Genomic DNA, 12,880 nt, shown 5'->3' with positions numbered 1-12,880 from the left:
GGCCGTTCAGGACAGCCACCGCTTCCACACGTCGGGGTGGCTGTCCACCCACTTCTTCGCGGCGTCCTGGGGCGACAGCTTCTGGTCGGCGATCATCAGGGAGACCTCGTTCTGGTCCTCGGTCGTCCACCGGAACTTCTTCAGGAAGGCCGCCGCCTTGCCGCCGGACTTCGCGAAGTCGGCGTTGAGGTACTTCTGCAGCGGGGTGTGCGGGTAGGCGCAGGTGATCTTCGCCGCGTCCGCGTCGCAGCCGTCCTTGTACGGCGGCAGCTTCACCTCGGTCATGGGCACCTTCTGGAACAGCCACTGGGGTGAGTACCAGTAGGTCAGGAAGGGCTTCTTCTCCTTGGCGAACTGCTTCATCTGGGTGATCTGGGCGGCCTCGGAGCCGGCGAAGACGACCTGGTAGTTCAGCTTCAGGTTGTTCACCAGGGCCTTGTCGTTGGTGACGTAGGACGGGGAGCCGTCCATCAGCTGGCCCTTGCCGCCGCTCTCCGCGGTGCGGAAGAGGGAGGCGTACTTGTCGAGGTTCCGCCAGTCGGTGATGTCGGGGTGCTGCTCGACCAGGTACGTCGGCACGAACCAGCCGATGTGACCGGTCACCCCGAGGTCGCCGCCCCGCGCGATGGTCTTCTTGTCCTCGACGTACCGCTTCTCCTGGTCCGGGTGGCCCCAGTCCTCCAGGATCGCGTCGACCCGGCCCTGGCTGAGCGCGTCCCAGGCGGGCACCTCGTCCACCTGGACGGTGTCGACGCGGTAGCCGAGCTTGTGCTCGAGGAGGTACTGGGCGACGGCGACGTTGGCCTGCGCGCCCACCCAGGACTGCACGGACAGGGTCACGGAGTTCGCGCCCTGGGCGCCCGCGAACGGTGACGCCTGCTTGGTCATGTCGGCGGCGCCGCAGCCGGTGAGCAGCGACACGGTGGCCGCTCCGGCGGCGATCAGCGCCGTCCTGCGCTTGAGCTTCGTCATGTCACGCTCCCTTCTTCGCGCGTCGTTCGGTCGGCTGGGTCACCCGGTCGAGCATCAGGCCCAGGCAGACGATCGCGGCACCGGCCACGAGTCCGGTCGCGAGGTCGCCCTGGGCGAGGCCGAAGGCGACGTTGTAGCCGAGGGCGCCGCCACCGACCAGGCCGCCGATGATGACGACGGCGAGGACCAGGACCACGCCCTGGTTGAGGGCGAGCAGCAACGAGCGCCGGGCGAGCGGGAGTTGGACCTGCCACAGCTGCTGGCGGCCGGTCGCGCCGAGCGAGCGCGCCGACTCCAGCGCGGCCGGGTCGACCTGGCGCAGGCCCTGCGTGGTGATCCGGACGACGGCCGGGAGGGCGTAGACGACGGCCGCGGCGACGGCGGGTGCGCGGCCGACGCCGAACAGGGCGACGACCGGGATCAGGTACACGAACTGCGGCATGGTCTGGAACACGTCCAGGACCGGGCGCAGGGCGCGTTCGACGCGGTCGCTGCGGGCGGCGGCGATGCCGGTCGCGAACCCGAGGACCAGGGTGACGGCGACGGCGGCCAGCACCTGGGACAGCGTGTCGAGGGCCGGCCCCCAGACGCCGAGCACACCGATCGCGGCCATGGCGAGGACGGCGGTCGAAGCGCTGCGCCAGGTGCCGATCGACCAGGCGAGGGCGGCGACGATCAGCAGCACCGACCACCAGGGCAGCCACTGCAGACCGGAGCGGACGGGGTCGAGCGCCCAGGTGGTGAAGTGGCCCGCCCAGTCGGCGGTGCCGCCGACGACCGGGACACCGGAGTAGAGGTGGCCGGTCATCCAGTCGACGGCGTGGTCGACCGGCTCGGCGATGTCCAGGGTCAGGCCGGACGGCCAGTCCAGCCGGCCGAGGAGACGGGTGACCAGGGCGACGGCCACGGTGACGGCGAGCGCGTACGGCCAGCCGACCGTCCGGGACGGGGTCTGCCCCGTCCCCGCGGGCTTCGCGGACCCGGCGGCTCCGGTCACGCGGTCCAGCACGATCGCGAGCAGCACGATCGGTATGCCGGCGGCGAGGGCCTGGCCGACGTCGACCGAGGCGAGGGCCTGGTAGACGCGGTCGCCGAGGCCGCCGGCGCCGATGACCGAGGCGATGACGGCCATGGACAGCGCCATCATGATCGTCTGGTTGAGGCCGAGCAGCAGCTCGCCCCGGGCCAGCGGGATACGGGCGGTCAGCAGCCGCTGGCGGCGGGTCGCGCCGAGTGACTCCACGGCCTCCAGGACTTCGGGGTCGGCGCCGCGCAGGCCGAGCGCGGTGAGGCGGGCCATCGGCGGGGCGGCGTACACGACGGTGGCGAGGACGGCCGCGGGGACGCCGATGCCGAAGACCAGGACGACGGGGAGGAGGTAGGCGAAGGCCGGGAGCACCTGCATGGTGTCCAGGACCGGGCGCAGGGCGCGGTCCAGTCGGTCGGAGAGGCCGGCGGCGAGGCCGAGCAGCGCGCCGACGGCCACGGAGGCGAGGACCGCCACGACCATCAGCGCGAGGGTCTGCATCGTCGGGACCCACATGCCGAGGGCTCCGCAGGTCAGCAGGGCGATCGCCGTGCCGGCGGCCAGGCGGGCGCCGGCGACGCGCCAGGCGACCAGGGCGCCGAGGGCCGTCACACCGGTCCAGCCCGCGGCGAGCAGGGTGAGGTAGACGGCGCGTACGCAGAGGACGACCGCGTTGCTGACGTAGCCGAAGAAGTACAGGAACAGGGGGTGGCTGTCCCGGTTGTCGATGATCCAGTTGCTGGCCGAGGCGAGGGGCTTTGCGAGGCTGACGGTCAGTTCGTGGGGCCAGGCGGCGCCGGGCCAGCGGGTGGCGGCCCAGGGGGCGAGGACCGCCGCGACGAGGGCGAGCAGCAGGAGCTTGCCCGCGGCGCGGCTCTTGAGGACGCGGGGTTTGGCGGTGCGGGCGGAGGTCGGGACGCTGAGTGTGGCCATCACACGTCCTCCGGGCTGGTGCGGGGGGCGGGCGGGGTCGCCTGCCGGTGCTTTCCGGGTGCCGCCGGCTGCGGGACGGGAGTCGCCTCGGCCGTACGGCCGCCTGCGGCCACGACGGCATCGGTGGTGTCCGCGGCCGGGGTGTCGGCGGCCACGCCGGCCACCACGCCCAGGAGGCGCTCGTGGTCGACCACGCCCAGGCACTTGCCCTCGGCCATCACGCGCGCGGGCTCGCCGGAACGGGCCACCGCCTCGATGGCCTCGGAGACCGTGGCCTCCGGAGCGATCGCCGGGCCTTCGGCCGCCTCTCCGGGCGCCGCCGGGCGCATGGCCGTACGGGCCGTCATCACCTGTTCGCGGGGGACGTCGCGGACGAACTCGCGGACGTAGTCGTCGGCCGGGGAGCCGACGATCTCCTCCGGGGTGCCCAGCTGGACGACCTTGCCGTCGCGCATCAGGGCGATGCGGTCGCCGAGCTTCAGGGCCTCGGTGAGGTCGTGGGTGATGAAGACCATCGTGCGGCCCTCCTCGCGGTGCAGCCGGGCCACCTCGTCCTGCATGTCGCGCCGGATGAGCGGGTCGAGGGCGCTGAAGGGCTCGTCGAAGAGGAGCACCTCGGGGTCGACCGCCAGCGCCCGGGCCAGGCCGACCCGCTGGCGCTGGCCGCCGGACAGCTGGGCGGGCCGGCGGTGCTCCATGCCCGCGAGGCCGACCTTGTCGACGACCTCGGCGGCCCGTTCGCGCCGTTCGGCCTTGCCGATGCCCTGGATCTCCAGGCCGTAGGCCACGTTGTCGATGACCGAGCGGTGCGGGAGCAGGCCGAAGTGCTGGAAGACCATGGCGGCGCGGTGGCGGCGCAGTTCGCGCAGCCGGGCCTTGTCCATCGCGCGGACGTCCTCGCCGTCGATGGCGATCGTGCCGGCCGTCGGCTCGATGAGACGGGTCAGGCAGCGGACCAGGGTGGACTTGCCGGAGCCCGACAGGCCCATCACCACGAAGACCTCGCCCTTGCGGACGTCGAAGGAGACGTCACGGACGGCCGCCGTGCAGCCCGTGCGGGCGCGGAGGTCGGCGGGGTCCAGTGCGCCGAGTTCCGGGTCGGCGGGAATCCGCTCCGGCTTGGGGCCGAAGACCTTCCACAGGCCGGAGACGGAGAAGACGGGCGTCTGGGTTGCGGTCGCCGTACTCATCACGCATCACCACCGATCAGCTCGACGGCCTTCTCCCCGACCATGAGCACCCCGATCATCGGGTTCACGGCGGGCATGGTCGGGAAGACGGAGGCGTCGGCGATCCGGATGCCGTCGAGGCCGCGGATCCTCAACTGTGGATCCACCACCGCGAGTTCGTCGTCGGGCGCGCCCATCTTGCAGGTGCCGGCCGGATGGTAGACGGTGTGCGCGACCTTGCGGGCGTACTCGCTCAGCTCGGCGTCGCCGACGACCTCCGGGCCGGGGCAGACCTCGCGCTTGAGCCAGCCCGCGAGCGGCTCGGTCTCGGCGATCTCGCGGGCGATGCGGATGCCGTCGACGAGGGTGCGGCCGTCGTAGTCGTCCTCGTCGGTGAAGTACCGGAAGTCGAGGGCGGGCTTCACGGACGGGTCGGCGCTGGTCAGGTAGAGCCGGCCGCGGCTCTTGGGCTTGGGGATGTTCGGGGTCATCGAGACGCCGTGCGGCGGGCGCTCGTAGCCGAGGCGCTCGGGGTTGTCCGTGAACGGGATCTGGTAGAAGTGGAACATCAGGTCCGGGCCCGCGTGGTCGGGGTCGCGGTGCACGAACAGGCCCGCGTCGGAGTCCATCGCGGAGTTCTCCGGGATCGGCCCGTGGGTCTCCCAGACGATGACCGACTCGGGGTGGTCCAGCAGGTTCTCGCCGACGCCCGGCAGATCGTGGACGACGGGGATGCCGAGCGCCTCCAGGTCCTCCCGGGGGCCGACGCCCGAGTGCATCAGCAGGCGCGGGGAGTCGACGGCGCCCGCGCACAGCACCACCTCGTTGCGGGCGCGGACCAGCAGCTCCTCGCCGTCCTTGGTGCGTACGTGCACGCCCTCGGCGCGGGTGCCGTTCAGCTCCAGCCGGTGCGCCCAGGTCTCCAGCAGGATCGTCAGGTTGGGGCGCTCGTCCATGACCGGGTGCAGATACGCCACCGACGCCGAGGAACGCTTGTTGTCCTCCGGGTGGTAGGCGAGGTCGAAGAAGCCGACGCCCTCGGTGAACGGCTTCTTGTTGAAGCCCTCGACGCGGGGCACGCCGAGTGCCGACTGGGCGGCGTCGACGAAGTCGCGGGCGATGGCGTTGCGGTCCTTCTCGTCCACGGAGACGATGTTGTTCTTCAGGCGGGCGAAGTAGGCCTCCATGGGGACGGCGCCCCAGCCCTTGGCGCCGGCCGCCTCCCACTCGTCCCAGTCGGACGGCAGCGGCTTGAAGGAGATCAGGGTGTTGTGCGAGGAGCAGCCGCCGAGGACGCGGGCGCGGCTGTGCCGGATGTGGGAGTTGCCGCGCGGCTGCTCCACCGTCGGGTAGTCGTAGTCGAGGTCGCCGCCGAGCAGGCCCATCCAGCGGCGCAGGGTGAGGACGTCGTCGCGGCCGACGTCGCTCGGGCCGCCCTCGATGACGGCGACGGTGACGTCCGGGTTCTCGGTGAGCCGGGAGGCGATGACGGATCCCGCGGTGCCGCCGCCGATGACGATGTAGTCGTAGACGTGGGGGGTGGTCTCGGACATGGGGGTGCTACTCCAGGGGTGTGGAAGAGAGGGGTCTCGGCCGGTTCAGTCGGTTCCGCCGGCGAACCAGCGCACCGGCTTCGGCGCGAGGTTCTGGTAGACGTGCTTGGCCTCGCGGTACTCGGCGAGTCCGGCGGGTCCCAGCTCGCGGCCTGTGCCGCTCTTGCCGAAGCCGCCCCACTCCGCCTGCGGCAGATAGGGGTGGAAGTCGTTGATCCAGACGGTGCCGTGGCGCAGCCGGCCGGCGACGCGGCGGGCCCGGCCCGCGTCGGCGCTCCAGACGGCGCCGGCGAGGCCGTACTCGGTGTCGTTGGCGAGGAGGACCGCCTCGTCCTCGGTACGGAAGGTCTCGACGGTGAGGACGGGACCGAAGACCTCCTCGCGGACGACCTTCATCTCGCGGTGGCAGGCGTCGAGAACGGTCGGCTCGTAGAAGTAGCCGGATTCCGGGCGGGTCTCGGCGGGTGCGGGACGCTTGCCGCCGCAGGCGAGCACCGCGCCCTCGGCGAGCGCGGAGGCGACGTACGCCTCGACCTTCTCGCGCTGCTGGGCGGAGACGAGCGGGCCGCACTCGACGCCGTCCGCCGTGCCGCGCCCGAGCCTGATCCGCTGCGCCCGGCGGGCGAGTTCGGCGACGAAGCGGTCCTTGACGGACTCCTCGACGATGAGCCGGGCGCCGGCCGAGCAGACCTGGCCGCTGTGGATGAACGCGGCGTTGAGTGCCTGGTCGACGGCGGTGTCGAAGCCCTCGTCGGTGGCGCAGGCGTCGGCGAAGACGACGTTGGGGTTCTTGCCGCCGAGTTCGAGGGCGACCTTCTTCACGGTGGGCGCGGCGGCCTGGGCGACCTTGACGCCGCTGACCAGGCCACCGGTGAAGGAGACCAGGTCGACGTCGGGATGCTCGGCGAGCCGGGCGCCGACGGTGTGACCGGGCCCGGTGACGATGCCCGCGACGCCCTCGGGCAGACCGGCCTCGATGAGCAGCTCGATCAGCGCGACGGTCGTCAGCGGCGTGATCTCGCTGGGCTTGACGACGAAGGTGTTGCCGGCCGCGAGTGCCGGGGCGATCTTCCAACTGGCCTGGAGGAGCGGGTAGTTCCAGGGGGTGATCAGCGCGCACACGCCGACGGGCTCGTGCACGACCACGCTGTGGATGTCCGGTGAGCCCGCGTCGACCACCCGGCCCGGGGCCTCGGCGGCGACCAGGTCGGCGAAGTAGCGGAAGGCGTCGGCGACGCAGTCGATGTCGATGCGGCCCTCTTCGAGGGTCTTGCCCGCGTCCCGGCTCTCCAGCAGACCGAGTTCCTCGCGGTCACGCACGAGGAGGTCGGCGACGCGGCGCAGCAGGGCGGCGCGTTCGGCGACGGGGGTGTGGGGCCAGGGGCCGTGGTCGAAGGCCTGCCGGGCGGCGGCCACCGCACGCTCGGCGTCCTTCTCGTCACCCTCGGCGACCACGGCGAACGGCCGGGCGTCCGCGGGGTCGAGGATCTCGCGCGTCGCGCCGGAGACCGCTTCCAGCCACGCGCCGCCCGCGTGGACGGTCGCCTGGGCCTGTCGTTCCGTTCTGTCCGCCATGATCGGTGTTGCCTTCCGTTCCTGATCCATGCCCCTGTGTCACGCACGTGTCACCCTTGGGGACCGCGGCCGCCTGCCCCGACCCGATGGAGGGCATGCGTAATCCACGGCCGAAAGTGCCCGGCGTCACGGAAAATACGGGACAAGAGCGAGCAAAACCGACATAGCCGCTCGGCGGGGCTGGCGGGAAGCGGCTATCCGGCTCGTGAGGCCTGGACGATCAGGTCCCGTACGCAGTCGCGCAGCCAGGCGTGGGCGGGGTCGGCGTCATGGCGGGGGTGCCAGGCGAAGCCGACGCCGACCGCCGGGAGCGGCAGCGGGATCTCGAACGTGACCAGGCCGAGGACGTGGGCCAGCGGACTGCCCCAGTGGCTGATCAGCCCGATCAGATCGGTCTCGCGCAGCACGAACAGCGAGGCGGGGTAGGTCCCGACACTGCCCACCACCCGGCGCTTCAGGCCGCGTTCGGCCAGCGCATCGTCGATCGGCCCGTGCTGCTTGCCCCGCCGGGAGACGATCAGATGACCGGCCTCGCCGGCGAACCGCTCGGGCGTCAGCTCCCCGGCGAGCAGGGGGTGCCCGGCCCGTACGACGCCCAGCATGCGCTCCTCGTACACCGTCTCCACATGCACCTCGGGCGCGGACGTGTCGATCACCCCGACCTCCAGATCGGCGGTGCCCTGGCGCAGATGCGGCAGGTCCACATGGCTCTCGGAGAGGAAGCGCAGCCGGATGCCGGGGGCCTCGCGGGCGGCGCGGGCGAAGAGGGCCGCACCGTGGGAGGCGGCGATCGAGTCGTGGCCGAGGATCGTGAAGGTGCGGGTCAGCGTGCGCAGATCGGCGTCCTGGCCCGGCGCGAACAGGGCGCGGGCCCGCTCCACCACCGCGCCCACCTCGGCCCGCACGGCGAGGGCGCGCGGGGTGGGCACCATCCGGCGTCCGGCGCGCACCAGGATCGGATCACCGAGCGCCTTGCGGATCCGGCCGAGGGTGCGGCTCATGGCGGGCTCGGACAGATGCAGCCGGTGCGCGGCACCCTGGACGCTCTGCTCCTCCAGCAGCACATCCAGCGCGACCAGCAGATTCAGGTCCAGTCTCGGATCCGGCCCGGCGGATTGCGTCATGTGCAGGCATCCCTTGCAAAGGTTGCACTGGAAAGCAGGTCATTGGCGAGCCTACGGTGAGGGCGATCCCGACACCACCTTTCGAAGCTCCTGGGAGGAGCCGTGCCCTCGCACGCCCTGAAACGCCCCACCCTGCTCGCGCTGTGCGCCTGCGTCCTGGTCGCGCAGAGCATGGTCGCCGCCATCAACCTCCTCATACCGCAGCTGAGTTCGTCGTCCCTGCACCCCTCGCACGCCGAGATCCTGTGGACGGTCGACGCCTATGTCATCGTGTTCGCGGGCCTGTTGATCCCGGCCGGTGCGCTGGGCGACCGGTACGGCCGCAAGGGCGCCCTGCTCGCCGGGCTCACGCTGTTCGCGGCGGGCGCCGCCACCAGCGCGCTCGCCTCCGGCCCGGCCGTCCTGATAGCCGGGCGGGGCCTGTCCGGCGCCGGAGCCGCGCTGATCACACCGGCGACGCTGTCGATCCTCATGCATCTGTCCGGACCCGAGCAGCGGGCCCGCTCGATGGGCGCCTGGACGCTGTCGATCGGCCTGGGCGGCGCGGCCGGCAACCTGGGCGGGGGCCTGGCCGGCCAGTTCCTCACCTGGCGGGCCCTGTTCGCGGTCATGGTCCCGCTCGCCGCGGTGCTCGCCGCGTCCGTCGCGCTCGCCGTCCCCCGCACCGAGCGCTCGGTGCGCAGCGCCCCCGCCCCTTCCCCGAGCACTCGACCTCGTTCCAGTGGGGGAGCCCCTGTGGGCGCCCTGCTGCTGACGGCGGGCCTGGTCGCCGTCCTGTTCGGCATCATCGAAGGCCCGACCTACGGCTGGACCTCCGCGCACATCCTCGGCTCCTTCGCGGCGGGCGCGGCGCTGATCGCCCTCTTCACCGGCCACGCCCTGCGCGCGTCCGCGCCCCTCTTCGACCCGCGGGTCTTCGGCTCCGCCCGGCTGCGAGCCGCCTCCCTCGGCACGGCCACCGGCTTCTTCGGCCTGTTCGCCCTGTTCTTCGTCAACTCGCAGTATCTGCAGGAAGTGAAGGGCTTCGGCCCCGCCGTCACCGGTGTGGCGATCATGCCGCTGGTGTTCGGGATGGCCGCCGCCCAGAAGCTGGCCACCCGCTGGACCGGCCGCCCCCGCGCGGTGATCGGCGCCGGTCTCGCCCTGATCGGCCTCGGTCTGCTCGGCGCGTCCACCGCCGACGCGGGCACGCCCTACGCGCTGTTCGTCTGCTGGCTGCTGGTCATCTCGGCCGGCGCCGGACTGTCCATGCCGGCCCTGACCCTCGGCGTGGTCACCTCGCTCCCCGCCCACCAGGCGGGGATCGGCTCCGGCCTCGGTACCACCGCCCGCGAGACCGGCGCGGCCCTCGGCGTCGCCGTCACCGGCACGGTCCTCTCGTCCCACAGCGACCTTCTGCACGGAATGGGCCCGGCGCTGCGGACGGTGGCGGTGGTGGTGCTGGCGGCGACGGTGCTGGTGGTGGCGGGGTACCGACCGCTCGCCCGAGCCGGCGGGGTGCCGCTGCGCCATGGGGCGGGCGGCACCGCGGTCTCCTAAGGGGGCGCGCGGAACTGCGGCCCCAGGGAACCGCGACGGACCCGCACACGGCAGACGCTCGGCACCCCTGCGGCGGGATGCCGAGCGTCAGCAGTGTCCAGTGGACCCTCAGATGAGGCCGAGGGAGCGCACCGCCTCGCGCTCCTCCGCCAGCTCCTTGACGGAGGCGTCGATGCGGGCGCGGGAGAACTCGTTGACGTCCAGGCCCTGGACGATCTCGTACGCGCCGTCCTTGACGGTGACCGGGAAGGAGGAGATCAGGCCCTCCGGGACGCCGTAGGAGCCGTCCGACGGGATGCCCATGGAGGCCCAGTCGCCCTCGGCGGTGCCGTTGACCCAGGTGTACACGTGGTCGATCGCGGCGTTGGCGGCGGAGGCGGCCGACGAGGCGCCACGGGCCTCGATGATCGCGGCACCGCGCTTGGCGACGGTCGGGATGAACTCGTCGGCCAGCCACTTCTCGTCGTTCACGACCTCGGCGGCGTTCTTGCCGGCGATCGTGGCGTGGAAGATGTCCGGGTACTGGGTGGCGGAGTGGTTGCCCCAGATGGTCAGGCGCTTGATGTCGGCGACCGTGGAGCCCGTCTTCTTCGCGAGCTGGGTCAGCGCGCGGTTGTGGTCGAGACGGGTCATCGCGGTGAAGCGCTCGGCCGGGACGTCCGGCGCGGCGGCCTGCGCGATGAGCGCGTTGGTGTTGGCCGGGTTGCCGACGACCAGGACCTTGATGTCGTCCGCGGCGTGGTCGTTGATGGCCTTGCCCTGCGGCTTGAAGATGCCGCCGTTGGCCTCCAGCAGGTCGCCGCGCTCCATGCCCTTGGTGCGCGGACGGGCGCCGACGAGCAGGGCTACGTTGGCGCCGTCGAAGGCGACGTTCGGGTCGTCGGTGATGTCGATGCCCTGGAGCAGCGGGAAGGCGCAGTCGTCCAGCTCCATGGCGGTGCCCTCGGCGGCCTTGAGCGCCGGGGTGATCTCCAGGAGGCGGAGCCGGACCGGCACGTCCGCGCCGAGCAGCTGGCCGGAGGCGATGCGGAAGAGCAGGGCGTAACCGATCTGGCCGGCCGCGCCGGTGACGGTGACGTTCACGGGAGTGCGGGTCATGGCGTTCTCCGTATGACAGCTGGCGGTGGGGCGTCCCTGCCCCGGGCGGATGATCGATCTCTTGGCATCAAGAGAGATCCAGCGGTCAGGCTATCGCGCATCCGGCATGCGAGATGTCCGGGGCCGTGTGGCTCACCCCACAAGTCGGACACGCGGTGAACAAAGAGGCGGCCGCCCGTCCGGGAGAGGAGAGAGGACGGAGGCGGCCGCCTTGTGGGGGTACCGGACGGCCGGACTCCCGTGGGGGTACTCCTCGCGTGCCCAGGATCCGTCCCGGCATGCGCCCGCCCCCGGAATTTCATCCTCCCGATGTCCCGAGCCGTACCACCGGCACCACCCGTACTGGCCGTCCTACTTCGTGCACCCCGTCCGCCCGGACGCCAGCGTCGCGCAGGCCTTGGCCCGGGTCGGGCCCTCGACGGCGACCATCGGGGTGTAGGCGATGGTGTCGCCGAGGCCGCTGGTCCGCCCGGTCTGCCGGGCCCTGCCGGCCGAGACCTGGACCGTGTCGCCCTGGGCGGCGCCGGTGATCCGGCCCCAGGCCGTGCCGCAGGCCTTGCTGTAGCGGACCTCCAGGGTGGTGGTGCCGACGGTGGCGGTCTGGGCGGTGGTGACCAGGTCGCCGCTGCACCCCATGGCCTCGGCGTCCTTGCCGTCGCAGGCGGAGCCGGTGCACTTGACGCCGGGCGGCGGGCTCGCGTGCGTCGCGGACGGGGACGGCCGCCCGGTGGCGCTGTCGTGCCCCGCGCCGCCCCGGTCGGTGAGGAAGTAGACGGTGCCGATGACGACGAGCACACCGACGAGCCCCGCGACGAACATGAGCACCCGCTGCCGGCCGGCGCTCCCCCGGGCCGGTGCGCCTTCCCCGGAGGGGCCGCCCCCGGCGAGCCGGGCCGCCGACAGCAGCTGTCCGTCGTACGGGTTCGGGGTGCTCGGGGTCCAGCCGGGGCCGTCGGGCGAGGCGGCGGGCCGGGCACCGCCCGCGGCGCCGTCGTCGTCGGCACCCGCGTGTGCCCCGGCGCCGGGGCGGGCGCTCGCCCGGGACGGGCCCTGATACCCGGCCAGGCCCCAGGAGTTGCCGCCGGAGGTCCCGGTGCCGCGCCCGGTGCCGTCCCGGTCGGCCGGGCCGCGGCCCGCGCCCTCGCGGGCGTCGGCGTCCGGGGCCGTCGGCTGCGGGGGGATCGTCGGGGAGACACCGGCCGGACCGGCGATCCCCATGGCCGCGCCGAGGCCACCGCCGACACGGCCGGGCGTGCCGCCGTTCGTACGCCCGGATCCGCTGCCGTTCGTACGGCCGGGTCCGCTTCCGTTCGTAGAGCCGGATGCGCCGCCCTTCGTACGACCGGATGCGCCGCCCTTCGTAGTGCCGGACGGGCCCCCGGTGGCCTCCGCCGCCCCGAACTCGCCGAGCGCGGCACGCGCCTGGGAGATCCGGATCGCCTCCATGGTGCGGTCGTGCCGCATCTCCGCCCGGCTCCAGGCGCGTTCGGCCAGCTCCCACATCGTCGTCAGATGGACGGGGTTGGTGCCCGTGACCTCGGCGAGTGCGACGACCGCGCCCTTGGGCGCGAGCAGCCGGCCGCCCAGATAGCGCTCCCAGGACGTCTTGCTGTAGCCCGTGCGATCGGCGAGTGCCGCGACGCTCAGGCCGCTGCGGTCCACGAGCCGCCGCACCTGGCTGGTGAACTCCTTGATCTGCGGGTCCAGTTCCTCCGGCAGATCTTTCCAACGAGGCATCGCTTCCCCCCTGCTTTCCCCCGTCCTGGCTACCCACAAGGATGCACTGCCTGAGGGTCCCAGTTCCCGGACCGGGGGCGCGCGGGAGCACGGACGGGCGCGCGCACACCGTATCGGAACGATCACTTCCGCGCCGCCCGCCCGTGGGAGCGG

At 72.7% G+C, this 12,880-nt stretch carries 9 protein-coding genes; 1 reads left to right on the top strand and 8 read right to left on the bottom strand.

The window, feature by feature from the left end:
* Nucleotides 1–6: 6 nt before the first annotated feature.
* The 6 genes from AQI95_RS08335 to AQI95_RS08310 all read right to left on the bottom strand — a co-directional run bounded on the left by AQI95_RS08335 (nucleotide 7) and on the right by AQI95_RS08310 (nucleotide 8,353).
* The gene (locus AQI95_RS08335; RefSeq protein ID WP_067119740.1) at nucleotides 7–972 is read right to left on the bottom strand and encodes an ABC transporter substrate-binding protein; all 966 of its coding nucleotides are present in this window, start codon (nucleotides 970–972) and stop codon (nucleotides 7–9) included.
* A 1-nt stretch (nucleotide 973) separates the two neighbouring features.
* Nucleotides 974–2,932: an ABC transporter permease gene (locus AQI95_RS08330; protein ID WP_067119737.1), complete on the bottom strand. Its 1,959-nt coding sequence runs from the start codon at nucleotides 2,930–2,932 to the stop codon at nucleotides 974–976.
* Entirely contained in the window at nucleotides 2,932–4,122 is a 1,191-nt protein-coding gene (locus tag AQI95_RS08325) for a quaternary amine ABC transporter ATP-binding protein (RefSeq protein ID WP_067119734.1), read from the bottom strand. Before AQI95_RS08325 ends, AQI95_RS08330 begins: the two co-directional genes overlap by 1 nt.
* Nucleotides 4,122–5,654 carry a GMC family oxidoreductase gene (locus AQI95_RS08320; protein WP_067119731.1) on the bottom strand — a complete coding sequence of 511 codons (1,533 nt, stop codon included), beginning with the start codon at nucleotides 5,652–5,654 and terminating at the stop codon, nucleotides 4,122–4,124. Before AQI95_RS08320 ends, AQI95_RS08325 begins: the two co-directional genes overlap by 1 nt.
* A gap of 45 nt (nucleotides 5,655–5,699) precedes the next feature.
* Nucleotides 5,700–7,229, bottom strand: a complete 1,530-nt coding sequence (locus AQI95_RS08315) for an aldehyde dehydrogenase family protein (RefSeq protein WP_067119728.1) — start codon at nucleotides 7,227–7,229, stop codon at nucleotides 5,700–5,702.
* Nucleotides 7,230–7,423: 194 nt separating this feature from the next.
* Nucleotides 7,424–8,353, bottom strand: a complete 930-nt coding sequence (locus tag AQI95_RS08310; RefSeq protein ID WP_067119706.1) for a LysR family transcriptional regulator — start codon at nucleotides 8,351–8,353, stop codon at nucleotides 7,424–7,426.
* Nucleotides 8,354–8,455: 102 nt separating this feature from the next.
* On the opposite strand from AQI95_RS08310, the gene AQI95_RS08305 reads away from it, so the two are divergent.
* Nucleotides 8,456–9,892, top strand: a complete 1,437-nt coding sequence (locus AQI95_RS08305) for an MFS transporter (RefSeq protein WP_067119703.1) — start codon at nucleotides 8,456–8,458, stop codon at nucleotides 9,890–9,892.
* A gap of 108 nt (nucleotides 9,893–10,000) precedes the next feature.
* On the opposite strand, the gene AQI95_RS08300 is transcribed toward AQI95_RS08305, so the two are convergent.
* Nucleotides 10,001–10,990, bottom strand: coding sequence for a malate dehydrogenase (locus tag AQI95_RS08300; protein ID WP_067119700.1), 990 nt, complete (start codon nucleotides 10,988–10,990; stop codon nucleotides 10,001–10,003).
* Between the two features lie 351 nt (nucleotides 10,991–11,341).
* The gene (locus AQI95_RS08295; protein WP_067119697.1) at nucleotides 11,342–12,727 is read right to left on the bottom strand and encodes a helix-turn-helix domain-containing protein; all 1,386 of its coding nucleotides are present in this window, start codon (nucleotides 12,725–12,727) and stop codon (nucleotides 11,342–11,344) included.
* Nucleotides 12,728–12,880 lie beyond the last annotated feature (153 nt).

Source organism: Streptomyces yokosukanensis (assembly GCF_001514035.1).
Classification (GTDB): domain Bacteria; phylum Actinomycetota; class Actinomycetes; order Streptomycetales; family Streptomycetaceae; genus Streptomyces; species Streptomyces yokosukanensis.
This window is presented reverse-complemented; position numbering and strand designations above follow the sequence as displayed.

Coding starts and splice junctions, on each gene's coding strand:
- AQI95_RS08300 (WP_067119700.1), bottom strand. CDS start 10,990: ATGACCCGCACTCCCGTGAACGTCACCGTCACCGGCGCGGCCGGCCAG.
- AQI95_RS08320 (WP_067119731.1), bottom strand. CDS start 5,654: ATGTCCGAGACCACCCCCCACGTCTACGACTACATCGTCATCGGCGGC.
- AQI95_RS08325 (WP_067119734.1), bottom strand. CDS start 4,122: ATGAGTACGGCGACCGCAACCCAGACGCCCGTCTTCTCCGTCTCCGGC.
- AQI95_RS08335 (WP_067119740.1), bottom strand. CDS start 972: ATGACGAAGCTCAAGCGCAGGACGGCGCTGATCGCCGCCGGAGCGGCC.
- AQI95_RS08295 (WP_067119697.1), bottom strand. CDS start 12,727: ATGCCTCGTTGGAAAGATCTGCCGGAGGAACTGGACCCGCAGATCAAG.
- AQI95_RS08310 (WP_067119706.1), bottom strand. CDS start 8,353: ATGACGCAATCCGCCGGGCCGGATCCGAGACTGGACCTGAATCTGCTG.
- AQI95_RS08330 (WP_067119737.1), bottom strand. CDS start 2,932: ATGGCCACACTCAGCGTCCCGACCTCCGCCCGCACCGCCAAACCCCGC.
- AQI95_RS08315 (WP_067119728.1), bottom strand. CDS start 7,229: ATGGCGGACAGAACGGAACGACAGGCCCAGGCGACCGTCCACGCGGGC.